Source organism: Sphingomonas zeae (genome assembly GCF_014197135.1).
Classification (GTDB): Bacteria; Pseudomonadota; Alphaproteobacteria; order Sphingomonadales; family Sphingomonadaceae; genus Sphingomonas; species Sphingomonas zeae.
This window is the reverse complement of sequence record NZ_JACIFA010000020.1, coordinates 22,404-47,971: the sequence shown is the minus strand read 5'-3', so window position 1 is coordinate 47,971 and position 25,568 is coordinate 22,404. Positions and strand designations below refer to the sequence as shown.

General features: G+C 66.7%; 26 protein-coding genes and 1 tRNA gene. 10 read left to right on the top strand and 17 right to left on the bottom strand.

Going from position 1 to position 25,568, the window contains the following annotated elements; translation table 11 throughout:
• Positions 1-317: 317 nt before the first annotated feature.
• Both araD1 and GGR45_RS18295 read right to left on the bottom strand, forming a co-directional pair.
• Positions 318-1,310 carry an AraD1 family protein gene (araD1, locus tag GGR45_RS18300; protein WP_175310400.1) on the bottom strand — a complete coding sequence of 331 codons (993 nt, stop codon included), beginning with the start codon at positions 1,308-1,310 and terminating at the stop codon, positions 318-320.
• Between the two features lie 71 nt (positions 1,311-1,381).
• Positions 1,382-2,905, bottom strand: coding sequence for an aldehyde dehydrogenase (NADP(+)) (locus GGR45_RS18295; protein ID WP_175310399.1), 1,524 nt, complete (start codon positions 2,903-2,905; stop codon positions 1,382-1,384).
• A gap of 110 nt (positions 2,906-3,015) precedes the next feature.
• Here GGR45_RS18295 and GGR45_RS18290 point away from each other — a divergent pair, with 110 nt between their 5' ends.
• A complete protein-coding gene (locus GGR45_RS18290) occupies positions 3,016-3,786 on the top strand; it encodes a FadR/GntR family transcriptional regulator (protein ID WP_246358312.1) in 771 nt (256 codons plus the stop codon).
• Between the two features lie 58 nt (positions 3,787-3,844).
• Here the strand turns inward: GGR45_RS18290 and GGR45_RS18285 are convergent, their stop codons facing one another.
• From GGR45_RS18285 to GGR45_RS18265, 5 genes are all read right to left on the bottom strand, one after another.
• On the bottom strand, positions 3,845-4,708 hold the full coding sequence (locus tag GGR45_RS18285; protein ID WP_175310398.1) for an SMP-30/gluconolactonase/LRE family protein: 864 nt from the start codon (positions 4,706-4,708) through the stop codon (positions 3,845-3,847).
• A 29-nt stretch (positions 4,709-4,737) separates the two neighbouring features.
• Entirely contained in the window at positions 4,738-5,526 is a 789-nt protein-coding gene (xylB, locus tag GGR45_RS18280; RefSeq protein ID WP_175310397.1) for a D-xylose 1-dehydrogenase, read from the bottom strand.
• A gap of 11 nt (positions 5,527-5,537) precedes the next feature.
• Positions 5,538-6,683: a fumarylacetoacetate hydrolase family protein gene (locus tag GGR45_RS18275; protein WP_175310396.1), complete on the bottom strand. Its 1,146-nt coding sequence runs from the start codon at positions 6,681-6,683 to the stop codon at positions 5,538-5,540.
• A 289-nt stretch (positions 6,684-6,972) separates the two neighbouring features.
• Positions 6,973-8,766 (bottom strand): IlvD/Edd family dehydratase, encoded by a 1,794-nt coding sequence (locus tag GGR45_RS18270; protein WP_175310395.1) that lies wholly within the window; start codon positions 8,764-8,766, stop codon positions 6,973-6,975.
• 13 nt (positions 8,767-8,779) lie between these two features.
• Entirely contained in the window at positions 8,780-9,874 is a 1,095-nt protein-coding gene (locus tag GGR45_RS18265) for an aldose epimerase family protein (protein ID WP_175310406.1), read from the bottom strand.
• Between the two features lie 183 nt (positions 9,875-10,057).
• Here GGR45_RS18265 and GGR45_RS18260 point away from each other — a divergent pair, with 183 nt between their 5' ends.
• The 3 genes from GGR45_RS18260 to GGR45_RS18250 all read left to right on the top strand — a co-directional run bounded on the left by GGR45_RS18260 (position 10,058) and on the right by GGR45_RS18250 (position 13,293).
• Positions 10,058-11,368 carry a sugar MFS transporter gene (locus tag GGR45_RS18260; RefSeq protein WP_175310394.1) on the top strand — a complete coding sequence of 437 codons (1,311 nt, stop codon included), beginning with the start codon at positions 10,058-10,060 and terminating at the stop codon, positions 11,366-11,368.
• 132 nt (positions 11,369-11,500) lie between these two features.
• The gene (locus GGR45_RS18255) at positions 11,501-12,115 is read left to right on the top strand and encodes a DUF1826 domain-containing protein (protein ID WP_175310393.1); all 615 of its coding nucleotides are present in this window, start codon (positions 11,501-11,503) and stop codon (positions 12,113-12,115) included.
• On the top strand, positions 12,112-13,293 hold the full coding sequence (locus tag GGR45_RS18250) for an acetyltransferase domain-containing protein (protein ID WP_336621490.1): 1,182 nt from the start codon (positions 12,112-12,114) through the stop codon (positions 13,291-13,293). Before GGR45_RS18255 ends, GGR45_RS18250 begins: the two co-directional genes overlap by 4 nt.
• Here the strand turns inward: GGR45_RS18250 and GGR45_RS18245 are convergent.
• From GGR45_RS18245 to GGR45_RS18225, 5 genes are read right to left on the bottom strand one after another with little or no spacing between them, the layout of a single operon-like run.
• Positions 13,290-14,402, bottom strand: coding sequence for a copper resistance protein B (locus GGR45_RS18245; RefSeq protein WP_175310392.1), 1,113 nt, complete (start codon positions 14,400-14,402; stop codon positions 13,290-13,292). The genes GGR45_RS18250 and GGR45_RS18245 overlap by 4 nt on opposite strands.
• The gene (locus tag GGR45_RS18240; protein WP_175310391.1) at positions 14,399-16,189 is read right to left on the bottom strand and encodes a copper resistance system multicopper oxidase; all 1,791 of its coding nucleotides are present in this window, start codon (positions 16,187-16,189) and stop codon (positions 14,399-14,401) included. The genes GGR45_RS18245 and GGR45_RS18240 overlap by 4 nt, the downstream gene beginning before the upstream one ends.
• 32 nt (positions 16,190-16,221) lie before the next feature.
• Positions 16,222-16,785: an RNA polymerase sigma factor gene (locus GGR45_RS18235; RefSeq protein ID WP_175310390.1), complete on the bottom strand. Its 564-nt coding sequence runs from the start codon at positions 16,783-16,785 to the stop codon at positions 16,222-16,224.
• A gap of 8 nt (positions 16,786-16,793) precedes the next feature.
• Entirely contained in the window at positions 16,794-17,225 is a 432-nt protein-coding gene (locus tag GGR45_RS18230) for a periplasmic heavy metal sensor (RefSeq protein ID WP_175310389.1), read from the bottom strand.
• Between the two features lie 8 nt (positions 17,226-17,233).
• Positions 17,234-17,536: a hypothetical protein gene (locus GGR45_RS18225; protein ID WP_175310388.1), complete on the bottom strand. Its 303-nt coding sequence runs from the start codon at positions 17,534-17,536 to the stop codon at positions 17,234-17,236.
• 40 nt (positions 17,537-17,576) lie between these two features.
• On the opposite strand from GGR45_RS18225, the gene GGR45_RS18220 reads away from it, so the two are divergent.
• The gene (locus GGR45_RS18220; protein ID WP_175310387.1) at positions 17,577-17,990 is read left to right on the top strand and encodes a DUF6508 domain-containing protein; all 414 of its coding nucleotides are present in this window, start codon (positions 17,577-17,579) and stop codon (positions 17,988-17,990) included.
• Between the two features lie 40 nt (positions 17,991-18,030).
• On the opposite strand, the gene GGR45_RS18215 is transcribed toward GGR45_RS18220, so the two are convergent.
• Positions 18,031-18,105, bottom strand: a tRNA-Val gene (locus GGR45_RS18215).
• Positions 18,106-18,149: 44 nt separating this feature from the next.
• Positions 18,150-18,527 carry a cell cycle two-component system response regulator CpdR gene (cpdR, locus tag GGR45_RS18210; RefSeq protein WP_175310404.1) on the bottom strand — a complete coding sequence of 126 codons (378 nt, stop codon included), beginning with the start codon at positions 18,525-18,527 and terminating at the stop codon, positions 18,150-18,152.
• A gap of 100 nt (positions 18,528-18,627) precedes the next feature.
• Between cpdR and GGR45_RS18205 the strand changes: the two genes are divergently transcribed.
• A complete protein-coding gene (locus tag GGR45_RS18205) occupies positions 18,628-19,485 on the top strand; it encodes an N-formylglutamate amidohydrolase (RefSeq protein WP_175310386.1) in 858 nt (285 codons plus the stop codon).
• Between the two features lie 507 nt (positions 19,486-19,992).
• A complete protein-coding gene (locus GGR45_RS18200; protein ID WP_175310385.1) occupies positions 19,993-20,193 on the top strand; it encodes a hypothetical protein in 201 nt (66 codons plus the stop codon).
• A gap of 230 nt (positions 20,194-20,423) precedes the next feature.
• Here the strand turns inward: GGR45_RS18200 and GGR45_RS18195 are convergent, their stop codons facing one another.
• From GGR45_RS18195 to GGR45_RS18185, 3 genes are all read right to left on the bottom strand, one after another.
• Positions 20,424-20,966 (bottom strand): cytochrome b, encoded by a 543-nt coding sequence (locus tag GGR45_RS18195; RefSeq protein ID WP_175310384.1) that lies wholly within the window; start codon positions 20,964-20,966, stop codon positions 20,424-20,426.
• Positions 20,967-20,970: 4 nt separating this feature from the next.
• Positions 20,971-21,744 carry a SapC family protein gene (locus tag GGR45_RS18190; protein ID WP_175310383.1) on the bottom strand — a complete coding sequence of 258 codons (774 nt, stop codon included), beginning with the start codon at positions 21,742-21,744 and terminating at the stop codon, positions 20,971-20,973.
• 75 nt (positions 21,745-21,819) lie between these two features.
• A complete protein-coding gene (locus tag GGR45_RS18185; protein ID WP_175310382.1) occupies positions 21,820-23,244 on the bottom strand; it encodes an FAD-binding oxidoreductase in 1,425 nt (474 codons plus the stop codon).
• A gap of 68 nt (positions 23,245-23,312) precedes the next feature.
• Between GGR45_RS18185 and GGR45_RS18180 the strand changes: the two genes are divergently transcribed.
• The 3 genes from GGR45_RS18180 (at position 23,313) to GGR45_RS18170 (ending at position 25,553) form a co-directional block, all read left to right on the top strand.
• Positions 23,313-23,759: a hypothetical protein gene (locus tag GGR45_RS18180; RefSeq protein ID WP_175310381.1), complete on the top strand. Its 447-nt coding sequence runs from the start codon at positions 23,313-23,315 to the stop codon at positions 23,757-23,759.
• A 136-nt stretch (positions 23,760-23,895) separates the two neighbouring features.
• Positions 23,896-25,323, top strand: coding sequence for a DEAD/DEAH box helicase (locus tag GGR45_RS18175; protein WP_175310380.1), 1,428 nt, complete (start codon positions 23,896-23,898; stop codon positions 25,321-25,323).
• Positions 25,324-25,331: 8 nt separating this feature from the next.
• Positions 25,332-25,553, top strand: coding sequence for a DUF1289 domain-containing protein (locus GGR45_RS18170; RefSeq protein ID WP_175310379.1), 222 nt, complete (start codon positions 25,332-25,334; stop codon positions 25,551-25,553).
• The last annotated feature ends 15 nt before the right edge of the window (positions 25,554-25,568 follow it).

Below are 25,568 nucleotides of genomic sequence, written 5' to 3'. Positions count from 1 at the left end.
TCTCAATGCCAGTACCGCAGACCCCGAAGCCGCCGTAGCGGCCCGCTCCGTCGCGGTGAAACCCCTCTAGGCGGGCTCACCCCAAACCGTCAACAGCCGATTTTCATTTTTTCGTAAAAAACCAGCAAAACCCAATTCTTTCAATAGTTTGACGAGACGCCATCTTGCCGACGACGCCGGAACCTTATCTCCATTGGAGCGTGCTTTCGCGAATCAACGCCACCAAAAGTCCAGGATCAGGGGCGCAAACGCATAAGGGGCGCCCTTCCCGGTTGGGAAGGACGCCCCTTTATGCCCTGCGGTAGAGGATCAGTCTGTCAGAGACGACCGACCGTCACCGACATGTCCTTGCTGCGCTTCAGCGGATTGGCGAGCGGCAGGGTGAAGGGGGCTGCCGCGATCTCGAACACGTCACCTTCCTCGGTGCGAATGCCGTCCGAGAATGAGAGCGTCGCCGTGCCGAAGAAGTGAACGTGCACGTCGCCCGGACGACGGAACAGCGCGTACTTGAAGTGGTGATGCTCGAGGTTAGCCAGGCTGTGCGACATGTTCGCCTCACCCGACAGGAAGGGCTTTTCCCACAGCGTTTCGCCGCCCCGGACGATCTTGCTGGTGCCCGCGATATGCTCAGGCACTTCGCCCAGCAGCAGCTCGGCACCGAGCGAGGCGGGACGCAGCTTGCTATGCGCTAGCCACAGATAGTTGTGGCGCTCGGTCACATGGTCCGAGAACTCGTTGGCAAGGCACAGGCCGAGGCGATGCGGGGTGCCGTCGGGACCGATCAGGTAGATGCCCGCCAGTTCGGGCTCTTCGCCGCCATCCTGCGCGAAGGCGGGCATTTCGAGCGCGTCGCCGGGGCCGACCAGCTGGCTACCATCGCCCTTATAGAACCATTCCGGCTGCTGGCCGACCTGGCCTTTACCGGGCTTGCCGCCCTCGACGCCTTCCAGGAACATGCGCATCGAGTCGGTCTGGTGCGCGGCCGCCGCCGCTTCGCGGTGCATCTTGTCGCGCCCCTCGGCCGAGCCGAGATGGGTCAGGCCGGTGCCGGTCATAACGCAATGCGCGGGGTCGGCATGATCGATCGGGGCGATCAGATGCCCCGCCGCCAGTTCGGCCGACAGATCGACCGCGGCGCCCTCGCCACAGGCCAGCGCGGTATCGAGCAGCGACTGGCCCTCGGCGATCGCGCGCTGGGCGAGCGCGATGACGCTCTCGACGCCCGGCACGAACGCCGCCCGGTCGCCGCGGGCCAGAATGACCGAGCGCTCACCCGAGGGCGCGCGGTGCTGCAACAGACGATCAGCCATCAAATCCTCCCCTAAAGTCTTTTTCAACAAAAACGGGGCGCGAACCGAACCAGCCCGCGCCCCGTCATTCCTTAGCCCGGCTGGCCGTCGACCAGGCGGGGCAGCGTGCCCGCGGCTTCGTCCTTCAAATCCTGCGGCAGCAGCGCGGCCGACAGGTTCTGGTACGACACCGGCCGCAGATAGCGGTCGATCGCCAGGCTGCCGACCGAGGTCGTGCGCGCGTCCGAGGTCGACGGGAACGGCCCGCCATGGACCATCGCATGGGCGACTTCCACGCCGGTCGGCCAGCCATTGGCAAGGATACGGCCCGCCTTGCGTTCGAGCACCGGCACCAGCCGCGCGGCCATGTCGGTATCGCCCTCGTCCATCTGGATCGTCGCGGTCAGCTGACCCTCGGCGGCCTTGAGGACCGCGATCAGCTCCGCCTCGTCGCGGCAGCGGACCAGGATCGAGGACGCGCCGAACACTTCATGGCCGAGCGTCTCGTCGGCGAGGAACGCCTCGGCTGTGGTCTGGAAGAAGGCGGCGCGACCCGCCGTAACGCCCTCGCCGACCTTGCCCTGCGCGACCGTCTCAACCTTGTCATGGCTCGCCAGCGATTCGGCGGCCTTGGTATAGGCGGCATGGATACCCGGGGTGAGCATGGTCTGTGCCGCCGCATCGGTCAGCGCGGTGCGCGCCGCCTCGACGAACGCGTCCAGCCCTTCGCCCTCGATCGCGAGCAGCAGGCCGGGATTGGTGCAGAACTGGCCCGCGCCCATGGTCAGCGAACCGACGAACGCGGTGCCCAGCGCGCTCCCACGCGCCTTCAGCGCCTCGGGCATCAGCACGACCGGGTTGATGCTCGACATTTCGGCATAGACGGGGATCGGGATGGCACGTTCCTGCGCGATCTTGACCAGCGCCAGACCACCGGCGCGCGAGCCGGTGAAGCCGACCGCAGCGATACGCGGATCACGGACCAGCGCCCCACCGAGTTCGTTGCTGGGGCCGGTCAGATGGCCGAACACGCCCTTGGGCAGGCCGCACGCCGCGACCGCGCGCTCGATCGCGGCGGCGACCAGCGCGCCGGTCTGCGGATGGGCGGGATGGCCCTTCACCACGACCGGGCAACCGGCGGCCAGCGCCGACGCCGTGTCGCCACCGGCGGTCGAGAAGGCGAGCGGGAAGTTCGACGCACCGAACACCGCGACCGGACCCAGCGGCACCATGCGCAGGCGCAGATCGGGGCGCGGCAGCGGCTGGCGGTCGGGCATGGCGGGGTCGATGCGGACCTGGAGATAGGCGCCGGCGCGCAGCACCTTGGCGAACAGGCCCAGCTGGCCGACGGTGCGGCCACGCTCGCCCTCCAGACGCGCGCGCGGCAGCCCGCTCTCGCGCATCGCGGCTTCGATCAGTTCGTCACCTACGCCCATGATCTCGGCACCGATCTTGTCGAGGAACGCGGCGCGCTCTTCGCGGCTGGTGGCGCGATAGACGTCGAACGCCTCCTCCGCAGCCGCACAGGCCGCGTCGACATCGGCCGGTCCGTGCACCGCAAAGGCGTCGCCCACCGGCTGGCCGGTGGCGGCGTCGATCGAACGGAAATCGGTCATAGGGGAAGCTCCTTTATATTACTCCGACATATTAGTTTGACGGAGCGATGGCAATGTTAAAGGTTGTGCGCAAAGATGGGGGCGGAGAGGTACACGCGATGAGTGACAGCATGACGAATGGGGATGCGCCGCCCGGCGCCGCAACGGATATAGGTTCGGAAGAGGCCGCCCCCAAGGTCAAGCGGGGCACCGGCCGCCGCCTGCATGGCGCGATCGCGCACAAGCTGGGCGCGGCGATCGTCTCGGGTGAGTATCGCCCCGGCGACACGCTGTCGGGCGAGGTCGCCTTTTCCGAAGCGCTCGACGTGTCGCGCAGCGCCTATCGGGAAGCGGTGCAGGTGCTGAGCGCCAAGGGGCTGGTCGAGAGCCGTCCCAAGACGGGCACGCGCGTCCTGCCGCGCCATCGCTGGAATCTGCTCGACCCCGACGTCCTCGCCTGGGCCTTTTCGGGTGAGCCGGACATCCAGTTCGTGCGCAGCCTGTTCGAGTTGCGCTCGATCGTCGAACCCGCCGCCGCGCGACTGGCGGCTGAGCGGCGCGACAAGGCCGATCTGAAGGAGATGCGCGATGCGCTGGGAGCGATGCGCCGTCATACGCTGGCGACCGATGCGGGGCGCGCGGCCGACCGCGATTTCCACAATGCGGTGCTGGCCGCGACGCGCAATGACGCGCTGGTCGTGCTGACCGCCAGCATCGGCGCGGCGGTCGCCTGGACCACCCAGTTCAAGCAGCGCTCGCGCGCGCTGCCCCGCAATCCGGTGCCCGACCATGTGAAGGTCTATGACGCGATCGCGGCGGGCGATGTCGAAGGCGCGGGAGAGGCCATGCGGCTGCTCGTCGATTTGGCGCTGGAAGATACCCGCAGCGCCATGAAGGGGTAGAAGGCCCGCCCCCGATAAGGGAGCGGGCCACCCGAGACGCCGGGTTCGGGAATGGGGTTCAGATCGCGGCGTGGTGGACCGGCTTGGCGGGGACCGCGACTCGGAAGGTGAAGATGTCGCCCGCCTGGAGCTGCTCGGCCAGTTGCTCGTCGGACAGGCCCTGCCGCGCGGTGGTGGCATAGGCGGTGCGGCCATCGGGACCGCCCAGCGCAATCTTGGTGATGTTGGAGACGGGAAAGCGCACCTCGTCGGTCATAACCCCGTCCGGGCCATAGCGCCGCGCGGCCGATCCGCCGAAGAAGCCGACCCACACGCCGCCCTCGGCATCGCAGATCGCGCCATCGGGATGACCGTCCGCACCGCCGAAGCGTGCGAACTCACTCGCCGCGCCCAGCGTCCCGTCCGCCAGGATCGGATGCGCCAGGATCACCTTGCCCAGCGTATCGACGTGATAGAGGATCGAATCGTCGGGCGAGATAGCAGGGCCGTTGGTGATGCACACCGGATCGGCCGCGGTCGGCGTGACCCGCCCGGCCGACCATTGGAACAACCGGCCCGACAGCGAGGTCTCGTCATTGTCCATCGTGCCGAACCAGATGCGCCCCTGCCCATCGACACAGGCATCGTTGAGGCGATTGGCGGGAAGATGCGCATCAATCTCGGCCAATTGCTCGAAGCTGCCGGTCGCGGGATCGAAATGATGCGGGCCGGACTTCAGCCCCGCGACGAAGCCGCCGCGCTGTGCCGGCACGACCCAGCCGACCATTTCGGGCGAGGCCCAGTGATCGAGCGTGCCCGCGACCGGATCGTGACGGTAGATGCGCTGCTGCTTGATATCGACGAACCACAGCGCGTCATCGACCCAGATCGGGCCTTCGCCCAGCGTCGCACCCACGGTCAGGCAATGTTCGGCCTGCTGCATCACTCTCTCCTATGCTCTCGCCCGGTCTGTTATCGCCAACCGGCGTCGATGAAATAGTCGTGGCCGGTGCACATCTTCGCATCGTCCGAGGCGAGGAAGAGGACCAGCGCCGCCACGTCCGAAGGCTGGATGCGCCCGTCGAGGCACTGCGCCGCGACGATCTCCGCCTCGCCCTCGGGCGTGTACCATTTTTCCTGGCGCGGCGTCTGCACGTTGCCGGGCACGATGGTGTTCACGCGGATATTCTCACGGCCCAGATCGCGCGCCAGGCTGCGCGTCAGTCCCTCGATCGCGGCCTTGCACGTCTGGTAGAGGACCAGGTCGTTCAGACCCAGATGCCAGCTGATCGATCCGAAGTTCAGGATCGCGCCGCCTCCTGCCCGCTTCATCGCGGGGATCACCGCTTGCGCGGCAAAGAACTGGTGGCGCAGATTGACGTTCAGCCGCTCGTCCCAATAGGCCGGGGTCACTTCCGCGATGCTGTGGCGATCGTCATTGCCCGCATTGTTGACGAGGATGTCGACCCCGCCCAGCGCCGCTTCCAGATCGGCGAAGATCGCCTTCAGGCTGTCCAGGTTGGTCAGGTCGCAGTGGCGCTGGATCGGCGCATGGCGCGCATCGGGGGTCAGCCGGTCGACGAGCGCTTGGGCCGCCTCCTCCGCGATGTCGACAAAGGCGACACGCGCGCCCTGCGCCACGAACGCCTCGACCAGCCCCTCGCCGATCCCCGAGCCGCCGCCGGTGACGATGACGCGCTTGTCGATCAGGCTGGGATAGCGCGCGACCGTGTCGGTCGCGGCGCTGGTCTTCTGCAACATGGAAGTCTCCGTCACAACAGGCCGCGCTTGGCCAGGTTGCGCATCAGGTCGCCCAGACCAAAGGTCCAGGCGGGGGCGTCGGCCGAGGTCATCACCGGGTTGACCAGCGTGCCGAGGCGCGGATTGGTGATGACGACCGTGTCGCCGACCTTGTGGGTGAAGCCGCGGCCCGGCTCGTCACGGTCCTGCGTCGGCGCGAACAGCGTGCCGAGGAACAGGACCAGGCCATCGGGGTAATGATGCTCGCTCAGCGCCTGGCCAAGCAGGTCTTCGGGATCGCGGCTGATCTGGTCCATCGAGCTGGCGCCCTCTAGCACATAGCCATCGGTGCCGGTGATGGTCAGCTTGACCTCGCTCGACCGCACATCGTCCATCGTGAAGCCGTCGTCGAACAGGCGGACGAGCGGGCCGAGCGAGCAGGACGCGTTATTGTCCTTGGCCTTGCCGAGCAGCAGCGCCGAGCGCCCCTCGAAATCGCGCAGGTTGACGTCATTGCCCAGCGTCGCGCCGACCGCCTGGCCATGCGCATCGGCGACCAGCACCACCTCGGGCTCCGGGTTGTTCCAGGTCGAGTCGGAGCGGACGCCGACCGGCATCCCCCAGCCGACCGTCGACAGGACCGGCGACTTGGTGAAGATTTCCGCATCCGGGCCGATCGCGACCTCCAGATATTGCGACCACAGCCCTTCGGCGATCAGCGCGTCCTTCAACTGCGCGGCCTCGGGCGAGCCGGGTACGACCGAGCGGATATTGCCGCCCAGCGCGGCTTCCAGCGTGCCGCGAAGCCCCGCCGCCTTGGCATGATCGCCGCGCGCGCGTTCCTCGATCACTCGTTCCAGCGCGGACACGGCAAAGGTCACCCCCGCCGCCTTCACGCATTGCAGATCGATCGGCGACAGCAGGCGGTTGGGCGCGCCCTGCTCGGGCGACAGGTTCAGGTCAGCCAGCTCACCGAGCGCTTCGCCCTGCGACGCCTCGACCGTACCACTCGCCAGCAGCGCCGAGACGGTGGGGGCCACGCGGCTCATGTCATAGACTTGGCCATTCTCGACCAGAATCGGGCAAGGCCCTTCGCCCCGGTCGATCCGACCGACGAAACGCCCATCGCGCCAATCGTCGGGCAAGGCGCCCATCAGGTCGGTAAGATTGCTGGCCATAATTCCTCTCCGCAGATTTGTTAGCGGTATCGATTGCTGTCCGGTTCAGGTCAAGAGGGCCTGAATTGGTCAGCTCGTCCGGAATCGCCTGGGAATGGCCGGGCATTCAAATCCGAGGAGCAAATCCGACGGGCTTCCGGCAACGCTGACGCATGGGAATGTCATGCGCGTCGTCCAGCACGCATGGGCGGCGGCCCCAGATCGTGGAGCGCCACGGGCTTTCGCGACGCCCTGTCGAGGCGCGGACCGACCGGCCGGACGGAATGATCCACCCGGCCGGTCGCCGTCATCAGTGGTTGTCGCGCGGCAATCCTTGCGTCTGGGCGATGCGCTGATATTTCTCAGCCCCTTCCAGGATCGCGCCGGTCGACATCTGGCCGACCACCGAGCGCTGGATTTCCTGCCACGGGGTCTGCGACGCAGGGTACTTATACCCGCCCGCCGCCGCCAGGGTCTTGCGACGCTCGGCCAGCTCTTCCTCGGAGATCAGGATATTGGCGCTGCCGGTGTTCAGGTCGATGCGGACCCGGTCGCCGGTCTGGATCAGCGCCAGGCCACCCATCGCCGCCGCTTCCGGGCTGGCGTTCAGGATCGAGGGCGAACCGCTCGTACCCGACTGGCGCCCGTCACCGATGCAGGGCAGCGAGTGCACGCCTTCGGTGATGAGATAGGCGGGCGGACGCATGTTGACGACTTCCGCCGCACCCGGATAGCCGATCGGGCCAGCGCCGCGCATGAACAGCAACGTCTCGGGCGTGATGCCGGTCGCGGGATCGTCGATCCGGTGGTGATAATCCTCCGGCCCGTCGAACACGACCGCCGGGCCTTCAAAGGCGTTCAGGTCGTCGGGGTTGGACAGGTAACGCTCGCGGAATTCCGGCGAGATCACGCTGGTCTTCATGATCGCGGCGTCGAACAGATTGCCCGACAGCACGATGAAGCCCGCTTCCTCGACCAGCGGCTGGGCGAAGGGACGGATGACCTTTTCGTCCTCGATCGCGACGCCACGGCAATTCTCGCCCATGGTCTTGCCATTGACGGTCAGCGCGTCCTCGTGGATCAGCCCCTGCTCGATCAGCTGGTTGACCACGGCGGGCACGCCGCCCGCACGATAATAATCCTCGCCCAGATATTCACCCGCGGGCTGGAGGTTCACGAGCAGCGGGATCTTGTGCCCTTCGCTCTCCCAATCCTGCACGGGCAGGTCGACGCCGATGTGGCGCGCGATGGCGGCAAGGTGGATCGGCGCGTTGGTCGAGCCGCCGATCGCCGAGTTGACCTTGATCGCGTTGTGGAACGCGTCCTTGGTCAGGATGTCGGAGGGCTTCAGGTCCTCGTTCACCATCTCGACGATGCGCTTGCCGGTGAGGTACGCGACTTCCTGACGATCGCGATAGGGCGCGGGGATCGCGGCCGAACCCGGCAGCGACATGCCCAGCGCCTCGGCCAGCGAGTTCATCGTGGTCGCGGTGCCCATGGTGTTGCAATAGCCGGTCGAGGGGGCCGACGAGGCGACCAGGCGGATGAACTCCGCATCGTCGATCTCACCCGCCGCCAGCATCTGGCGCGCCTTCCACACGATGGTGCCCGAGCCGGTGCGCTCGCCCTTGTGCCAGCCGTTCAGCATCGGCCCGACCGACAGCGCGATCGCCGGGATGTTGACCGTAGCGGCCGCCATCAGCATCGCCGGGGTCGTCTTGTCACAACCGATCGTCAGCACGACGCCATCGAGCGGATAGCCGTACAGCACCTCGACCAGGCCCAGATAGGACAGGTTGCGGTCGAGACCCGCGGTCGGGCGCTTGCCGGTTTCCTGGATCGGGTGAACCGGGAATTCCAGGACGATGCCGCCCATCTCGCGCACGCCCTCGCGCACCCGCTCGGCCAACACCAGATGGTGGCGGTTGCAGGGCGACAGGTCGGAGCCGCTCTGCGCGATGCCGATGATCGGCTTGCCCGACTGAAGCTCCTCCAGCGAAAGGCCGAAGTTCAGGTAGCGCTCCAGATAGAGCGCGGTCATGTCGATATTGTCGGGATTGTCGAACCAGGCGCGGCTGCGCAGCTTCGTGGGCGTGTCGGTCATGTCAGGCTTTCGGTCAGCGAACGGTGGAGAAACGATAGATCATGGTATGCCGATAGGGCTTACCCGGATCGACGCGGGGCGAGACGAAGTCGGGTTTGTTGGGCGAGTCGGGGAATTTCTGCGGCTCCAGCGCGATGCCGTCTCCCATGCGGTACAGGTGCCCCTTCTTGCCGACATAGGTACCGTCGAGGAAATTGCCCGTATAGAATTGCACGCCCGGCTCGGTCGACAGCACTTCGAGCACCCGGCCCGAGGCGGGGTCCTCCAGCCGCGCGGCCAGCTGCGGCGTCGTGGTCAGCCCCTTGTCGAGCGCGAAATTATGGTCATAGCCCTGGCCATAGCGGATCTGCTGGTCGTTGCCGTTGCGAATACCGTCGGCCACGACGCGGGGGGCGCGGAAGTCGAACACGGTGCCTGCGACGGGCTTGCGCTCGCCGGTCGGGATCAGCTTGGCATCCACCGGCGTGAAGGTCGCGGCCGGGATGGTCAGCTTGTGGAAGGTCGCACCCAGCGGCGACCCTTCGCCGTTCAGGTTGAAGATCGCGTGGTTCGTCATGTTGACGATGGTCGGCTTGTCGGTCTTCGCCTCGAACGCGATGGTCAGCGACCCCGCCTCGTCCAGCGAATAGGTGACGGTCGCGTCGACCTTGCCGGGATAGCCCTGGTCGCCATCGGGGCTGGTCAGCGCCATGACCACGCTGGCGGTCGGACCGTCCTTCATCGACACGATCCGCCACAGATGTTTGTCGAAGCCCTTGGTCCCGCCGTGGAGCGAGTTGACCTTGTCGTTGAGCGTCAGCTGATAGCTCTGGCCGTCCAGCGAGAAGCGGCCGCCGCCGATGCGGTTGGCGAAGCGGCCCACCGTGACCCCGAAGAAATTCGGATGGTTCACATAATCCTCGGCCTTGTCATAGCCGAGCAGTACGTCGGCCGACTTACCGTCGCGGTCGGGTGCCATCACCGATTGCAGCGTCGCGCCATAGGTCAGGACGCGGGCCGACAGTCCGGCCTTGTTGGTCAGCGTCACCGATTCGATCGCGGCCCCCTCGACCGAATAGCCGGCGGGCGCGCGCTTCGCCTCGCTCGCCAGAGCGGCGGTAGACGTCATGGCGGAGGTTACCGCTACCAAAGTAAGAAAGCTCTTGATTGACGCCATCGACATGCCTCACCCTTTCGTCGCCAGACGCCATTGACGCGCCTTTTGCGTCACTATAGTCAGACAAAATATCAGGAGCAAGCCGGTCAACGAACATCTTTTGATGATGTTCACCGGCGCGAAGGAGAGGATTTCATGGCCGCACCACCCGTCACGTCCCGTGCCAATGGCGCAACGCCTGTCGGGGGGAAGGCGGCGAATTACGGGTCCGCGTTGACTCTCCTCGCCAGCCTGTTCTTCATGTGGGGCTTCATCACCGTCATCAACAACGTGTTGTTGCCGCATCTGCGGTCGGTGTTCGAGCTTGATTACGCCCAGACGACCTTGATCGAGTCGGTCTGGTTCATCGCCTATTTCTTCGCCTCCATCCCCTCGGCCAAATTGATCGAACGGGTCGGCTATCAGAAGTCGATCGTCATCGGCCTGCTCATCATGGCGGCCGGTGCGCTGGGCATGACCCTTGCCGCCAGCCTGCCGTCCTACGGCGTGACGCTGGTCATGCTGTTCGTCATCGCCAGTGGCATCACGCTGCTCCAAGTGGCGGCGAACCCCTATGTGACCGTCATCGGCCCGCCGGAAACCGGCTCGTCGCGCCTCAACCTGGTGCAGGCCTTCAACTCGCTGGGCACCACGCTGGCACCGCTGTTCGCCGGTTACCTGATCCTCGGCCGCAGCCGCAGCGGCACCGCCGAGGCGGGTGCCGCGCTGACCCAGGCGCAGCGTTATGCCGACGCCCAGTCGGTCATCCTGCCTTATGTCCTGGTCGCGATCGTATTGGTCGTGCTGGCAGTGGTCATTGCGCGCTTCCCGCTGCCCGCGCTGGGCTCCTCGACGCAGCGCGCCGCCAAGACCGAGCGCAAGCAGCATTCGCTGTGGAAGCATCGCAACCTGACGCTCGGCATCCCGACGATGATCGCCTATCTGCTGGCGGAAATCGGCGTCGCCAACCTGTTCGTCAACTTCGTATCGCAACCCAATATCGCGGCCGTCACCCATGAGCAGGCGTCGCGCTATCTGTCGCTGCTGTGGGGCGGGATGATGGTCGGCCGCTTCTTCGGCAGCTTCGTGATGCAGAAGATCGCGCCGGAACGCGTGCTGACCGTCTTCGCCTTCGGCGCGCTGGTCGTCGTCGCGATCGCGACCTTCACGACCGGGCCGATGGCGATGTGGGCGCTGATCGCGGTGGGCCTGTTCCACTCGATCATGTTCCCGACCATCTTCACCCTCGCCATCCGTGGCCTGGGTCCGCTGACCGAAGAAGGTTCGGGGCTGATGATCATGGCGATCGCGGGCGGCGCGCTCGTCGTCGTGCAGGGCTGGCTGGCCGATCATTATGGCCTCCAGAACTCCTTCTTCCTGACCATGGCCTGCGAGGTCGTCGTGCTCGCTTACGCGCTGTGGGGGTCGAAGCCCGCCAATATCTTCCCGGACGAAGAGGCCGCGTAATCGCGGACTCGGGATAAACGCAAAGGGGGGCGGTGCCGCGAGGTGCCGCCCCTTTTGCTTTGCCTCGGCTTTCGTTCTCAAATCCGATCTGGTAATGTTACACCGTAACACGAACGATCGAAGACGAGATTCATGATCCCGACGGCCGACACCAGCACGCTCCCGCCACCCCTCGCCCTTCCCGATCATGTCCGTATCAACAGCGATTCGACCGTGCTGGCAACGATCGACCAGCCCCAGGTGACGCTGGCGATATGGCAGCGCCCATCGCCATTACCCGCACCCGACTTGACCGATTTCCCGACGATCCGCTTCGCGGCGGCGACGCATTCGGTGGCGGCGGCTGTCCGCGATGCGCTCGGCACCCCGCCGCTCCAGCCATGGCATGAAACACTTGCCTCCGACGTCGCGCGGTTGGCGATGCTCTATGCCACCTGGACCGGCGAGGACCGCGTCGAGGTGCGGATCGAGCGCGTCACCGGCAATGGCTGCTGGAAATTCCACGCCGATTATGTCGGGCTGCGGCTCATCACCACCTATTGCGGGCGGGCGACCCAGTGGCTGCCGCAGGGCGCGACCGACGATACCGCGCCGGGCGCGCTGTCGGCGGGGGATGTCGGCCTGTTCAAGGGGCGCGAGCGCGCGGGCGACCGCGCGATCATCCACCGCTCGCCGCCGATCGCCGGGACCGGCGAAGACCGGCTGCTGCTCGTCATCGACGCGCCCTGGCCGGAGGACGATGCGTGACCAGCCTGACCCTGCCCCGCGACGCCGTGCGGACGACCACGCCGCCGATCGCCGCCGCCGCACGGCTGGCCAGCATCGACGCGGTGCGCGGGCTAGTCATGGTCATCATGCTGCTCGACCATGTCCGCGATACGCTGGGCACCCATTGGCTGGTCGGCGATCCGATGGACGCGCGCCTCGTCGCGCCCGCCCTGTTCTTCAGCCGGACGCTGGCCTCGCTCTGCGCGCCGACCTTCATCGCGCTGACCGGCCTGTCGGCCTGGCTCTATGGCCAGACGCATAGCCCGGCGCAGACGAGCCGCTTCCTGCTGACGCGCGGGTTGTTCCTGATGCTGCTGGAGGTGACGCTGGTCGGCTTTGCCTGGTCGGCGCAGTTCCCGCCCCAGACCCTGTGGTTGCAGGTCATCTGGGCGATCGGCGTGTGCATGATCGCGCTCGCCGGGCTGATCCATCTGCCGCGCTGGGGCGTGGCAGCGATCGGCGTGACAATCGTCGCGGGGCACAACCTGCTCGACCCCATCGCCTTCGCCCCCGACAGTCCGTGGTTCAAGCCCTGGGCGCTGATCCACAAGCGCACCGCGTTCGAATGGATGGGGATCACCATCAAGACGACCTATCCGGTGCTGGCCTGGATCGGCGTCATCGCGCTGGGCTATGCGATGGGGCCGTGGTTCACGCGTCCGACGGAGGAGCGGCGGCGCAGTCTGGTGGCGCTGGGCATCGGCATGATCCTGGCCTTCATCCTGTTGCGGACGATCAACGGCTATGGCGACGCGCCCTGGGCGCCGGTTGCAGGCGATCCCCTGCGCAGCGTCATGAGCTTTGTGGCGCTGACCAAATATCCGCCGTCCTTGCTGTTCCTGCTGCCGACGCTGGGCGTCGCGGCGCTGCTGCTCGCGCTGTTCGAGGGGCGGAGCGGGTCAGTCACGCGCAAGCTGGCGGTGATGGGCGGCGCGCCGATGGCCTTCTACCTGCTCCACCTCTATGTGCTACGCGGCCTGTATTTGGGCGCGGTGGCGATCTGGGGCACCAATCAGGGGCAGGTGTTCGGCCTCCCCTCAATCGGGGCGATGTGGCTGGTCTATCTGATGCTGCTCGTACCGCTTTATTACCCGACCAAATGGTTCGCCGAACTGAAGCGCCGCCGCCGTGACCTGCGCTGGCTGCGCTATTTCTAGAACCAGGTTCGGATACCCAGCGCCAACGCCGCGCCACCACCACTGGCGGGGCCATAGCGGCGTTCCCAGTTGACCCCGACATAGGGGGCGAACTCACGCGCGATCTCGTAGCGCAGGCGCAGGCCCAGTTCGAGGCTGGAGACGCCCGCCGCGATCCGCTGGTCGGGCACGTCTTGCGCGGCGAGATTCACCTCGATCCGCGGTTGCAGGATGGCGCGCTGGGTGAGGCGCTGGTCGACCCAGGCCTCGGTGCGGGCCAACAACTCGCCCCTGTCGGAGAGGAACAGCGCGCCCTCGACATCGAACCAATAGGGGGCCAAGCCCTCGATCCCGACCACCGCATAGGTCCGGCGCGCGCCTCTGCCGACATCCTGCCGCACGCCCGCCTGAAGATTCCAATAGGGGTCGATCGCGCGCGAATAGAGCGCCTGCACCTCGGCCGCACCGATCCGATCGCGAAACGTGCCCTCGCCCTCGGTCTTCACGACCAGCCGGTGAATGTCGCCGCCGAACCACCCTTCGCCATCCCAGCGATAGCCGTCGCGCCCGTCGCGGACCTGGACCTCGGCCAGGTTGAACAGGATCTGCGAGAAGCCCATGCCCCCATGCTCCCTGCGCATCTGCCGGTCGGCGGCGGCCATGACGGCGGGGTCATAGAAGCGATCCGCGGCGCGATCGGCCGGAGCCGGGGGCGGCGGCGCGTTGCCGACGGACTGTTGCGGCATGGCTCCATGATCCATCGAACCGTGGTTCATCGTCATGCCCTCCGGCATCGGCTCCGTCTCCACTGTGGCCTGGCAATGCCCCATCGCGGCATGGTCCGCCGAACAGGCGGGGGCAGCGCCCTCCCCTGCCATCGGGGGCATCGGGGGCATCGTGTCGGGCTTGGGATCGGTCGGGCGGCATTGCCCCATGGCCGCATGTTCGGCGGAACAGGCCGCCGCTGTAGGTCGCGCCTTTCGCAGGGCAGGCTTGGCCACACGGCGCTTGGCCGCCTTTCGGGGCGCGGCGGCGGGTTTGGCCGGAGCCATGGTCATGCCCGGCATCGCCATGTCGTGGTGATGCTGCCCCATCGGCTCGGCAAGCAACAGCAGCGCAAAGGGGATCATGCCGCCGCTCCCGTGTCGGCATCACGCCGGACAGTGACGACCTGCATCATCCCTGCATGCATGTGATAGAGCATGTGGCAGTGAAACGCCCAGTCGCCCTCGGCATCCGCCGTCAGGTCGAAGGTCACGGTGCCGCCCGGTGCGACATTGACGGTGTGCTTGCGCGGAGCATGATCGCCATGCCCCGTCACCAGCTCGAAGAAATGGCCGTGCAGATGGATGGGATGCGCCATCATCGTGTCGTTGACCAGCGTCACGCGCACCCGCTCGCCCAGCCGGAACGGGATCGGCGCGGTCACGGCGTTCAGCTTCACCCCGTCGAACGCCCACATATAGCGCTCCATATTGCCGGTCAGATGGATGGTCAGCGCCCGCGACGGCGTGCGGGTGTCGGGACTGACCTGCGCGCTCATCAGGTCGCGATAGGTCAGGATACGGTGACCGACATCGGCCAGCCCCTGCGGCGGCTCGCCCGTGCGATCAACGGGCATCGGCGCGACCGTCTGGACGACCGGTGTGCGCGGCAGGCTGGGCGCATTGGCGAAGTCGCGCATGTCATGGCTCATCGTGCCATGGTCCATTTTGGCTGCGGCGCCGGGCTGGCGATGCCCCATCGCGGCATGCTCGGGCGAACAGCCGCCCGCCATGGCGCCGTGGTCCATGCCCCCCATGCCCATATCCTTCATCGTCGCCAGCGGACGGGGGCGCAACGCGGGGACGGGCGCGGCCATCCCCATCCGGGGCGCCAGTGTCCCCCGCGCCATGCCCGAACGATCCCAGGTCTCGGCGACCAGCGTATAGGCGCGGTCCTCGGTCGGCGAGACGATCAGGTCATAGGTCTCGGCGACCGCGATCTGGAGTTCGTCGACCGTCACCGGCCGCACATCCTGCCCATCGGCCTGCACGACGGTCAGCGTCAAACCGGGGATGCGAATGTTGAAATTGGTCATCGCCGAAGCATTGACGAGACGCAGCCGCACCCGCTCGCCGGGTGTGAACAGCCCGGTCCAATTGTCCGCAGGACCATGGCCGTTGACCAGATAACGATAGGTCGAGCCGGTCACGTCGGACACATCGCTGGGGTCCATCCGCATCCGCCCCCAGTCCAGCCGTTCGCGCAAGGGCTGGTCCCTGCCCGCCAGCAGTCCGGCCAACGTCTGCTTCTGATAGTTGAAATAGCCGCCCTGCAACTTCAACCGGCGAAAGATGGCATGGGGGTGGAGCGGGCTGTGATCGGACAGCAGGACCACATGCTCGCGATCCGACGCGATAGGGTCCGCTCCGGCCGGATCGATCACGATCGGACCGTACAACCCCTCCTGCTCCTGAAGCCCCGAATGGCTGTGATACCAATAGGTCCCGGCCTGCACGACGGGGAATTCATAGGTAAAGCGCCCGCCCGCCGGAATGCCCGGAAAGCTGATCCCCGGCACTCCATCCATCTGGAACGGCAGCAACAGCCCGTGCCAATGGATAGAGGTTTCCTCGTCCAGCGCATTAACCACCGTAATCCGCACCCGCTGCCCCTCGCGCAGGCGGATCAACGGGGCGGGCGCGGAGCCATTGATGCCGATCGCGTGAAAAGGCTTGCCGTCGATCATCATATGCTGCCGCGCGATGGTCAGGGTGATGTCGGGGCCGGTCAGCGCGGCATGTTGCCCGGTATGGGGCGACAGGCCGTGTCCCTGTGCCCAGGCGGGCAGCGCAGGCAAAGCGGCAAACGTGCTCAGGCCGACGCCCCCGGCCAGAAGGTCACGGCGGCGTATCGCGGTCGTCGGATCGATCATGCCCCCTTATACGCGGGCGAAAGCCCCACCCCTCACCCGGTTTGTTCGCGCAAAGCGGCGCGCGCCCGGCGGATGCGCAGTTCGACCGCCTTGGCGCTCAAGCCCAGCGCCTCCGCCGCCTCGGCCTGACTCAGCCCCTCGACCGCGCAGAGGATCAGCGGCTCGCGCAACGACGCAGGCAAGGCATCGAGCGCCGCCAGGGTGCGCACCAGCGAATCCCGCTCGATCGCCACCGCTTCTGCCCCGATACGGTCGTCGGCCACCGCCTCGGCCGCATCGATGGGCAGCACCCGCGCCAGCATCGCACGCACCCGCCGCCGCCGCGCCCAATCGCGGCATTTGTTGAGCGCGATCCGGCTGAGCCAGGCGCGCAAGCTGCGGGTTTCGTCGAACCGGTCGAGTGCGCCATGCCCCGCGACGAAGCTCTCCTGCACCAGATCCAGCGCCTCGTCGGCGTCGCGGACATGCGCCAGGATCAGGCGATAGAGCGCCGCCTTGTGCCGCGTGACGATCGCGGCATAGGCGCCAGGCCGTCCGCCCTTGGCGAGCGCGACAAGATCGCCGTCCGCCAGACCCGCCAGATCGCGGCCGCCCACGCGCTGGATTACCGCGTCGTATCGGTCAGCTTGGCCGCGACCAGCCGGTCAAAGGTCGCCGCCTGATCGGGTCGAAGGACGCCGCGCATCGCAAAGACATGCGCCAGCGTCGCCTTTTGCAGGTCGCCCATGCTGCGATGCACCGCGTCGATCGCCTGCGAAACCTGCGGTCCGTCGCGATGCTCGGCCTCGATCGCGGCGGCCAGTCGCGCATTGTCGCCGCGCAGCCGCGCTTCCAGACTTGCGCGCCGCACCGCGAACTGCGCCTCCAGCCGGTCGAGCGCGATCCGCTGCCGCGGATCAAGCGCGATGTCGCGGTGGACCAGCATATGGATATCGCTCGCCTGCGGCTCGGCGGGCATCAGCAACCGGCACCCGATCGCCACCCCCGCCAGTGCCGCGACGAACGCGATCACCAGCGTCAGCAGATGCCGCCGCATCGCCCCACTCATCGGCCGAGCAACAGGGTGGAGGGTGCCAATCCCGCATCGAGCGCAGCGACCGCCACCGGCCGCTCCCGCGCCTCGATCCGCCCGGCGACCGCCCCGCCACCGACGATCCCCAGCATCAGCGCCACGCCCCCCGCCAGCGCCAGCCCATGAACCGACAGGCCGCCCGTGTCCGACACCCCCGCATCGATCGCGGTCGCGACCCGTCGCTCCAGCCCGTCCAGGGTCGGTGGCGGGGTGCTGTGCGCCAATCGGGCGAGATCGCGGTCGAACGGGTCGGTCATCATCAAACCAATACGCAAAAACGGTGGCCACCCCTCATCGGGCGGCTAGGATCAGCATATGGACCTGGCCACGCTTCGCAACATCGCCGCTTTCGCGCCCATCCTGGCCGACCCGGATTTCGAGACGGGTGCATGGACCGAACCCCGGCGATCCGCCGATGGCGTCATCACCATGCCCTGGTTCCGCCTTTCCGAACCCGCCTCCGCCTTCGTCACCACGATCGCCAAGGAAGATGTCGCTGCCCATTACCTCGCGCCGGTGGATGACGAAGCACGCATCGCGCTGATGCACATGGTCGAGCACCCCTCCGCCATCGCCGATGCCAGCGTCGAACAGATCGGCTGGATCCTGACCTATGTGCTCCGGGCCGACCGGTTCACCGAACGATCGCTGGCCCGGGCGTTCGACACCGGCCTGATGCGCGCCATCGCCGAACGTGCAGCCGTTCTGGGGAATGGGGAGCCGACATAACAAAAACCCCGCTAAGCCATTGGCCTAGCGGGGTTTTCGATGGTGGGCGTGGCAAGGATTGAACTTGCGACCCCTGCGATGTCAACACAGTGCTCTACCACTGAGCTACACGCCCGCCGGAGGCCGGGCAATTAGCAGGTTGTTCCGGGCTGACAAGCCCTAAATTGCGCCATCGGCCGATTCCGTCGTAAAAAGTCGGTCCACCTCCATCACGAGGTCGCGCAGGTGGAAGGGTTTGGACAGGACGCGGGCGTTGGGCACCGCCTGCCCCGCCTTCAGCGTGACCGCCGCGAAGCCGGTGATGAACATCACCCGCAGGTCGGGGACCAGCGAGGCGGCGCGCTGCGCCAGTTCGATGCCATCCATCTCGGGCATGACGATATCGGTCAGCAGCAGGTCGAACCGCTGGCTTTCCAACAACGGCAGTGCTGCGGTGCCGCGGTCCACCGCCGTCACCCGGTAGCCGGATCGCGTCAGCGCCCGTGTCAGATATTCGCGCATGACCTCGTCGTCTTCGGCCAGCAGGATATGGAACATCGCGTCATCCCGATTCATTTCGAAGTCCAGCTTAGCGGCGGGGCGGTTAAGATTTCCAGACCATTGCCCGCATCCGATTGCCGCCATAGGATCGCGGACAATGGCCAGCCCGAGCTTCGGCGCATCCTTTCAGAGCTTTGGCGATCCGGTCCCCCCCGGCCCGGTGGTGATCTCGGTGCCGCATGGGGGGCGCGCCTACACGCCGGAGATGGTCGCGGCGTTGCGGGTGCCGGTCGCGGCCGTGATGGGGCTGGAGGACCGGCTGATCGATCTGGTCGGCATGGCCGCGCGCGGGGACGAGCCGACGCTGATCCAGAACACCCCGCGCGCCTGGATCGACCTGAACCGCGACGAGCGCGAGCGGGATCCGTTGATCGACGAGGGAGCACGGACGGCGCCTCGCGCTTCGGCCAAGCTGCGCAGCGGGCTGGGCCTGGTCCCGCGCCGGGTGGCGGGACATGGCGATATATGGACGCGGCGCTTCGCCGATGGGGAGATCGTGACGCGGATCGAAGGCGATCACCGCCCCTATCACCGGGCGCTGGCGGAGCGGCTGGCCGATGCGCGCGCGCTCTTCGGGGTGGCGGTCCTTCTCGACCTGCATTCGATGCCGCCCCTGGGGGCGCCGGGACTGGTCCCACGCATCGTCATTGGCGACCGGCACGGTACGACCGCCGCCACCCGCTTCGTCCGCCGGATCGAGGCGGAAGCGCGCGGGGCCGGTTTCGCGGTCACGCGCAACGCCCCCTATGCCGGGGGCCATATCGTCGAGCGGCATGGCGATCCCCGGCGCGGCATCCATGCCGTTCAACTGGAACTCGATCGGTCACTATATCTCGATGCCGCGCTGGAGGCGCCAGGGCCAGGCTTCGACACCACGGTCGCGCTGGTACGCCGCATCCTGTCCGCCCTGGCCGCCGAAGCGCTGGGCCAGTCAGCCGCGATGGCTGCCGAATAAAAAACCGCCTCGCGCAAGGGGGAAGAGCGCGAGGCGGCCAAGGTTCAGGGAGGAGACACGCTGAAAGCGTGTCATACGACATCGCGAAAGGGGGGACACGACGTCGTACAGGATATAAATAGGAAAGGGCCTATTTGGTTCAACCCTCTCGCCCGCAATTCGTCATTTTTTCGTAACGGGTGGTGGCGGACCCAGCGCGTGCCCTCTTGGCAGGCGCGATGCCGTAGCGGGCTCGGGGCGCAAACCGACTATCTGCAATCGCCCAGATTCAGATGCTCGATCAGAAGAGCCCGGCGGTCGAAAGCGGCCCATTGTTCAAAATAAGTCGTTCCGCCCCTCATCCAAGATTTGATCGCTTGGCGTCACGTAATGAGATCGCTTTTGCTCCAGTCGGGAGTACTGCGTCCACATCCCCATATTGTGATAGGAAGTAGTTTTCCGCCTATTTCGGTCGGGAATGGATAAGCTATCAACGCCTTTGCAATGACGGAGCATCCGCGATTAGGCATGCAATGGATCGAGGTCCGGGCGAATAGCCCCGCGTCGTTTTCCAAGGAATACAGCTTTGCTTCGCCACGCCCCCGCAACCTGTCGAAATTCCATCTCGAGCGGCAGCGGCCGACAAAGCTGGCGATGATCCGTTCTTTTGCGAGATCAGGCGACGTCGTCGAAGCGGCCGCCCTTATCAGCGTGTCGCTGGGCACGTAGCGCGGGACCATCAACCCTACGAAGAAGAGTATCGCAAGCAGAGGCAACCCGAATAACTGGGCGAAGAACAACTTCCTACTCATGGGCCGTTCGGTAGGCCTATATCATGTGCAACCGCTTAACCCGAAGCACATCGTTGTCGACGCTACACCCGCGTCATGACCGATGCCAAACCGACAGTCGATAACCAGGACAATCAGGAGTTTGTTATGGAAGTCCCATAAACGGGCTCAGCCCCGGCGCAAACGCATCCGCGCCAGCAAGCCGTCGCGCAGCAGGAAATGGTGGCGCAGCGCCGCCGCGACATGGATCGCGACCAGAACCAGCATCGCCCAGCCAAGGATCTCATGCGCCTCGTGCCCGAACCCGGCAGCGGCCTTGCCGATGGGCAGTGGCGGCACGTCGAACAGGCCGAACCAGCTGACCGGGCGGGATACGGCGCGGCCGGAGCCCATCGCCCAGCCGGTCATCGGCATGGCGATCATCAGGAAATAGAGCGTGACGTGGAGCGCATGGGCGCTTCCGCGCGCCCAGACCGGGATTTCGGCGGGCAGCGGCGGCGGGCGGTGGCCCAGGCGCCAGACGATCCTTGCCGCCGTCAGCGCCAGCACGGTCAGGCCGATCGCCTTGTGCAGCGGGATGGTCCCGGGCAACAGGCTCTCGTGGAGCAACCCGATGGCAAGGTTCGCCACGACCAGGCCTGCGATCGTCCAGTGAAAGACGATCGCGACCTGGCTGTAGCGCGGACTGGCGGAAACGGCCGGCCCGCGCATCGGATCAGCCGACCGGCTGAAGCTGCGGCTGCGGCATCTTGCCCTGCTGCGCCTGACGAGCGAAGATGTCGCGCATCAGCGAGAGCGAGAAGAGATGCGCATAGAGCAGCGGGAGCATGCCCGACTGGCTCATCTTGCGCAGCTGGTCACCGCGCAGGTCGACCAGCTTTTCCTCGTTGATCATCTGGAAACCGCGATAGACGAAGGGCTGATCCGCGCCGTCCGGCTGGATCGAGACTTCGCCGTCCATCAGCAGACCCATTTCGCCCAGTTCCTTCATGAAGTTCTGGGTACGGGCGCCCGCCTGTTCGAACGATTCGTTGAACTGGAGGATGTTCTTGGTCAGCTCGCTCGGCTGGCTGCCGTCGAACAGCGCATCGCCATCGTCGAACGCGCCGATCGTCGGCGAGGTCGGATCGAAGCACAGCGACAGCTCTTCCGACTCGGGGCGCAGGCGCGCCAGCATGTACGGATAGCGACGGATGTACGCAGGCACGTAGAAGTTCGTCTCGGTCAGGCGGCCTTCGTCATCGACGAAGACGTTCACGCCCTCGTTCAAACCCATCAGCGCCAGCGGGATCGGCTGGTCGCCGACCGAGAAGACGATCGGCATGAAACGCTGCACCAGCGGGAACTCGTCCACGGTCACGGGGATGGCGTGCTGGCCGACCAGGAAGGGCGCGGTCTCCTGCGGGCGAACCTTGTAGTTCGCATGAGCCTCGCTCGAAAGCGGCTCCAGGCCGTTGTAGAAAAGCGGAAGGGACGGCGCGCTCGCCATGATATTCTCCAAAAAACGCGATCCATGCGAGCCCCCCGGCCGCATGTCCTGGCCCGTGTCTATGGACCTAGCGCCTCATGCGCAAGCGACGAGCTTGCCCGGATTGAACAGACCGTGCGGATCGAGCGCCGCCTTGATGGCGCGGATCGCCGCGACCCGCTCGGGCGAGAGGCGGGCGAGTTCGTCGCGCTTCATCTGGCCGATGCCATGTTCGGCCGAGATGGTGCCGCCCGCCGCCGTCACCAGATCATGAACGAAGCGGGTGATGACGGCCGCATCCTCGGCATAGAAACGGTCGCGATCGGTGCCGGGGGCGGCGCGGACATGGAAATGGATATTGCCGTCACCCAGATGCCCGAAGCCCGAGGCATGGGTGCCGGGGAAGCGCGCGTCGCACGCCGCCGCCGCCTCGACCATGAAGCGCGGCATGGCGTCGACCGGCACCGCGATGTCGTGCTGCACCGCCGGCCCCAGCGCTCGCTCGGCATCGGACAGCGAATGGCGCAGCAGCCAGAATGCCTCGGCCTGCGCTTCCGAAGCCGCGATGACGGCATCACCGGCCAACCCGTCCTCCAGCGCACGAGCCAGCTGCGCCTCCAGCATCGCGGCCGGATCGGCTTGCGCATCGCCCGTCACCGCCTCGATCAGGACATGCCAGGGATGCGCGCCCGCCAGCGGCGACCGCGCACCGGGCAGATGCGCGACCGCGGCGGCCAGGCTTTCGGCAGGCATGATCTCGAAACTCTCGATCATGTCGCTCGCCGCCTGCAACCGGCGCAGCAGGGTCAGCCCCGCCGCCGGATCGGCCAGCCCGACCCAGGCGGTCGCGCCCCGCGCGATCCCCGGTGCCAGCCTCAGCGCGGCGGCGGTGACGATGCCCAGCGTCCCCTCCGCGCCGATCAGCAACTGGCCGAGATCGTAACCGCGATTGTCCTTCTTCAGCGCCGACAGTCCGTCATAGAGCGTCCCGTCGGGCAGCACCGCCTCGACGCCCAGCGTTAGCCCGCGCATCGTCCCGAAGCGCAGTACCTGCGTGCCGCCCGCATTGGTGGAGACAAGGCCACCGACCGTCGCATTGCCTTTGGCCCCCAGGGTGAGGGGAAAGCGCGCGCCGTCCGCCTCGGCGGCGGCGTGCAGGTCGGCCAGGATCACGCCCGCCTCGGCCACCACCATGCCCGCGCCCGCATCGACGCGGCGGATGCGGTTCATGCGCCGGGTGGACAGGATCAGCGCCGATCCGTCTGCGGGCGGCGTCGCGCCCCCGACCATTGAGCTGTTCCCCCCCTGCGGCACCAGCGGAACGCGGTGCTCGGCCGCCGCGCGCAGCACCGCCTGCACCTGCGCCGTGTCGGCGGGGGCGAGGATGGCGGGGGCACGGCCCGAAAAGCGACGGCGCCAGTCGATCTCCCAAGGGGCGATCAGCGCGGGGTCGGTGACGATGCCCTTGTCGCCCAAAACGGGGCTCAGGGCCTGGAGCAATGCGGTCTGGGCGGGAGTCATGGCATGGGTCAGTTAGGTCAGGTTCATAAAGCGTTCAATCATGCGCCCTATGATCGGAACCCGCTGACATGCTGCGCCGCCATCGAAACCTGATCGCCATCGCCCTGATGACGCTGACGACGCCCGCCCTGCTGGGCGCGACGGATTCTCCTGCGCGGCTGCACTATGCCCAGCTTGTCATCCGCGAGCGTGTCGTGATCCGCGTCCCCCGCGCCGCGCCGCCCCCCGCCACGCCGATCCGGTGGAAGGAGCGCAAAGGCCCGCGCTGCATCCCGGCCCAGCAACTGGCGGGCGCGCTGCCCGCCGATGAAGGCGCGGTCGACATCGTCCTGACCGGCGGCAAGCGGGTGCGCGCCCGCCTGGTCCGCGCCTGTCGCCAGCTCGATTATTATTCCAGCTTCTATATCCGCCCCGGCATCGATGGCGAGATTTGCGCGGGGCGCGACCCGATCCGCACGCGGGCGGGCCGCACCTGCGAGATAGAGCGTTTCCGCACCCTGGTTCCGGCGCGCTGAAAAACCACGACAAACTCGGTTTTGCCGAGCCCCAAGCTGTGGAAAACTTGACTTTCACCGCCAAATCCGCAAGCGGCTTAAGCTGCTGGGCGCGTGCGGGGCGATTCCCTTTCCGCACCAAATTCCGGAAAATTGCATGAGCTTTGCCGATCTCGGCCTCTCCGACGAACTTCTCAAGACGGTCACCGACGCCGGCTATACCGAGCCGACGCCGATTCAGGCCTCCGCCATCCCCTCGGTGCTGATGATGCGCGACATCATCGGCATCGCGCAGACGGGCACGGGCAAGACCGCCGCCTTCGTCCTGCCGATGATCGACATCCTGGCGCATGGCCGCAGTCGCGCGCGGATGCCGCGCAGCCTGATCCTGGAACCGACGCGCGAACTCGCCGCGCAGGTCGCCGAGAATTTCGAGAAATACGGCGCTGGTCAAAAGCTCTCGATGGCGCTGCTGATCGGCGGCGTCTCGATGGGCGACCAGATCAAGGCGCTGGAAAAGGGCGTCGACGTGCTGATCGCGACGCCGGGCCGGTTGATGGACCTGTTCCAGCGCGGCAACATCCTGCTGACCGGCTGTTCGATGCTGGTCATCGATGAGGCGGACCGGATGCTCGACATGGGGTTCATCCCCGATATCGAGGAAATCTGCACCAAGCTGCCCAAGCAGCGCCAGACGCTGCTGTTCTCCGCGACCATGCCGCCGCCGATCAAGAAGCTGGCCGACAAGTTCCTGGAAAACCCCAAGACGATCGAGGTCGCGCGTCCCGCCTCGACCAACATCAACATCGCGCAGTTTGTCGTGCCGGTCGCCCCCCAGTCGTTCGAGAAGCGCAAGCGCCTGCGCCAGTTGCTGGGCCAGGAAGAGGTTCGCAACGCGATCATCTTCTGCAACCGCAAGACGACGGTGCGCGAGCTCAACAAGTCGCTGAAGCAGCACGGCTTCCGCTCGGGCGAAATCCATGGCGACATGGAACAGCCGCAGCGTCTGGCCGAACTCGAGCTGTTCAAGCGCGGCGACATCAACATCCTGGTCGCCTCCGACGTTGCGGCGCGTGGCCTGGATATCAAGGGCGTCAGCCACGTCTTCAACTTCGACGCGCCCTGGCACCCGGACGATTATGTCCACCGCATCGGCCGCACGGGTCGCGGCGGCGCGACCGGCACCGCCTATACCTTCGTCGCGCCCGATGATGCCGAGAATCTTCAAAATATCGAGAAGCTGACCGGTCAGAAGATCGATCGGCTCGAACTGCTCGCCCCGGCGGAGGAGGAACGCCCCGCCCGCCGCACGCGCCGCGACCGCGCGCCCCGCATCGCGGAGGTCGAGGTCGAGGTTAACACCGCTCCGGTCGCCGAGACGGTCGAGGAAGCGCCCCGCGCCCGGCCCGCCCGTGCCCGCCGGGAAGAACCGCGCCGTGAGCAGCCCCGTCACGATGAAGCGCGCGAGCAACGCAGTGACGACCGTCGCCGCGATCGCCGCCGCTCCCATCAGGACGAGACGCCCGATGACGGCGGCTGGAACGGTCCGATCCCGGACTTCCTGAAAGTCTCGTTCGGAATCTGAAGCCTACCATGTCACTCGACATCATCAGCTTTGTCGAACCCCAGCCGGCGAGTGTCGCCAGCCCATGCGTCAATGTCTGCACGATGGACAAGGCGACCGGCTGGTGCCTCGGCTGCGCGCGGACCATCCGCGAGATTTCCAATTGGAGCGCCAAGCCCGCTGACGAGCGCCGCGCGATCCTGGCGGCGCTGCCCGGGCGGCAGGCGGAGCTGGCGGTGCGCAAAGGCTGACGCGTTGCGTCCGTC

Excerpts from the sequence above, each read along its gene's own strand:
- araD1 (WP_175310400.1), bottom strand. The coding sequence starts at position 1,310 with ATGGCTGATCGTCTGTTGCAGCACCGCGCGCCCTCGGGTGAGCGCTCG.
- GGR45_RS18295 (WP_175310399.1), bottom strand. The coding sequence starts at position 2,905 with ATGACCGATTTCCGTTCGATCGACGCCGCCACCGGCCAGCCGGTGGGC.
- GGR45_RS18290 (WP_246358312.1), top strand. The coding sequence starts at position 3,016 with ATGACGAATGGGGATGCGCCGCCCGGCGCCGCAACGGATATAGGTTCG.
- GGR45_RS18285 (WP_175310398.1), bottom strand. The coding sequence starts at position 4,708 with ATGCAGCAGGCCGAACATTGCCTGACCGTGGGTGCGACGCTGGGCGAA.
- xylB (WP_175310397.1), bottom strand. The coding sequence starts at position 5,526 with ATGTTGCAGAAGACCAGCGCCGCGACCGACACGGTCGCGCGCTATCCC.
- GGR45_RS18275 (WP_175310396.1), bottom strand. The coding sequence starts at position 6,683 with ATGGCCAGCAATCTTACCGACCTGATGGGCGCCTTGCCCGACGATTGG.
- GGR45_RS18270 (WP_175310395.1), bottom strand. The coding sequence starts at position 8,766 with ATGACCGACACGCCCACGAAGCTGCGCAGCCGCGCCTGGTTCGACAAT.
- GGR45_RS18265 (WP_175310406.1), bottom strand. The coding sequence starts at position 9,874 with ATGACGTCTACCGCCGCTCTGGCGAGCGAGGCGAAGCGCGCGCCCGCC.
- GGR45_RS18260 (WP_175310394.1), top strand. The coding sequence starts at position 10,058 with ATGGCCGCACCACCCGTCACGTCCCGTGCCAATGGCGCAACGCCTGTC.
- GGR45_RS18255 (WP_175310393.1), top strand. The coding sequence starts at position 11,501 with ATGATCCCGACGGCCGACACCAGCACGCTCCCGCCACCCCTCGCCCTT.
- GGR45_RS18245 (WP_175310392.1), bottom strand. The coding sequence starts at position 14,402 with ATGATCCCCTTTGCGCTGCTGTTGCTTGCCGAGCCGATGGGGCAGCAT.
- GGR45_RS18240 (WP_175310391.1), bottom strand. The coding sequence starts at position 16,189 with ATGATCGATCCGACGACCGCGATACGCCGCCGTGACCTTCTGGCCGGG.
- GGR45_RS18230 (WP_175310389.1), bottom strand. The coding sequence starts at position 17,225 with ATGCGGCGGCATCTGCTGACGCTGGTGATCGCGTTCGTCGCGGCACTG.
- GGR45_RS18220 (WP_175310387.1), top strand. The coding sequence starts at position 17,577 with ATGGACCTGGCCACGCTTCGCAACATCGCCGCTTTCGCGCCCATCCTG.
- cpdR (WP_175310404.1), bottom strand. The coding sequence starts at position 18,527 with ATGTTCCATATCCTGCTGGCCGAAGACGACGAGGTCATGCGCGAATAT.
- GGR45_RS18205 (WP_175310386.1), top strand. The coding sequence starts at position 18,628 with ATGGCCAGCCCGAGCTTCGGCGCATCCTTTCAGAGCTTTGGCGATCCG.
- GGR45_RS18200 (WP_175310385.1), top strand. The coding sequence starts at position 19,993 with ATGCAATGGATCGAGGTCCGGGCGAATAGCCCCGCGTCGTTTTCCAAG.
- GGR45_RS18195 (WP_175310384.1), bottom strand. The coding sequence starts at position 20,966 with ATGCGCGGGCCGGCCGTTTCCGCCAGTCCGCGCTACAGCCAGGTCGCG.
- GGR45_RS18190 (WP_175310383.1), bottom strand. The coding sequence starts at position 21,744 with ATGGCGAGCGCGCCGTCCCTTCCGCTTTTCTACAACGGCCTGGAGCCG.
- GGR45_RS18185 (WP_175310382.1), bottom strand. The coding sequence starts at position 23,244 with ATGACTCCCGCCCAGACCGCATTGCTCCAGGCCCTGAGCCCCGTTTTG.
- GGR45_RS18180 (WP_175310381.1), top strand. The coding sequence starts at position 23,313 with ATGCTGCGCCGCCATCGAAACCTGATCGCCATCGCCCTGATGACGCTG.
- GGR45_RS18175 (WP_175310380.1), top strand. The coding sequence starts at position 23,896 with ATGAGCTTTGCCGATCTCGGCCTCTCCGACGAACTTCTCAAGACGGTC.
- GGR45_RS18170 (WP_175310379.1), top strand. The coding sequence starts at position 25,332 with ATGTCACTCGACATCATCAGCTTTGTCGAACCCCAGCCGGCGAGTGTC.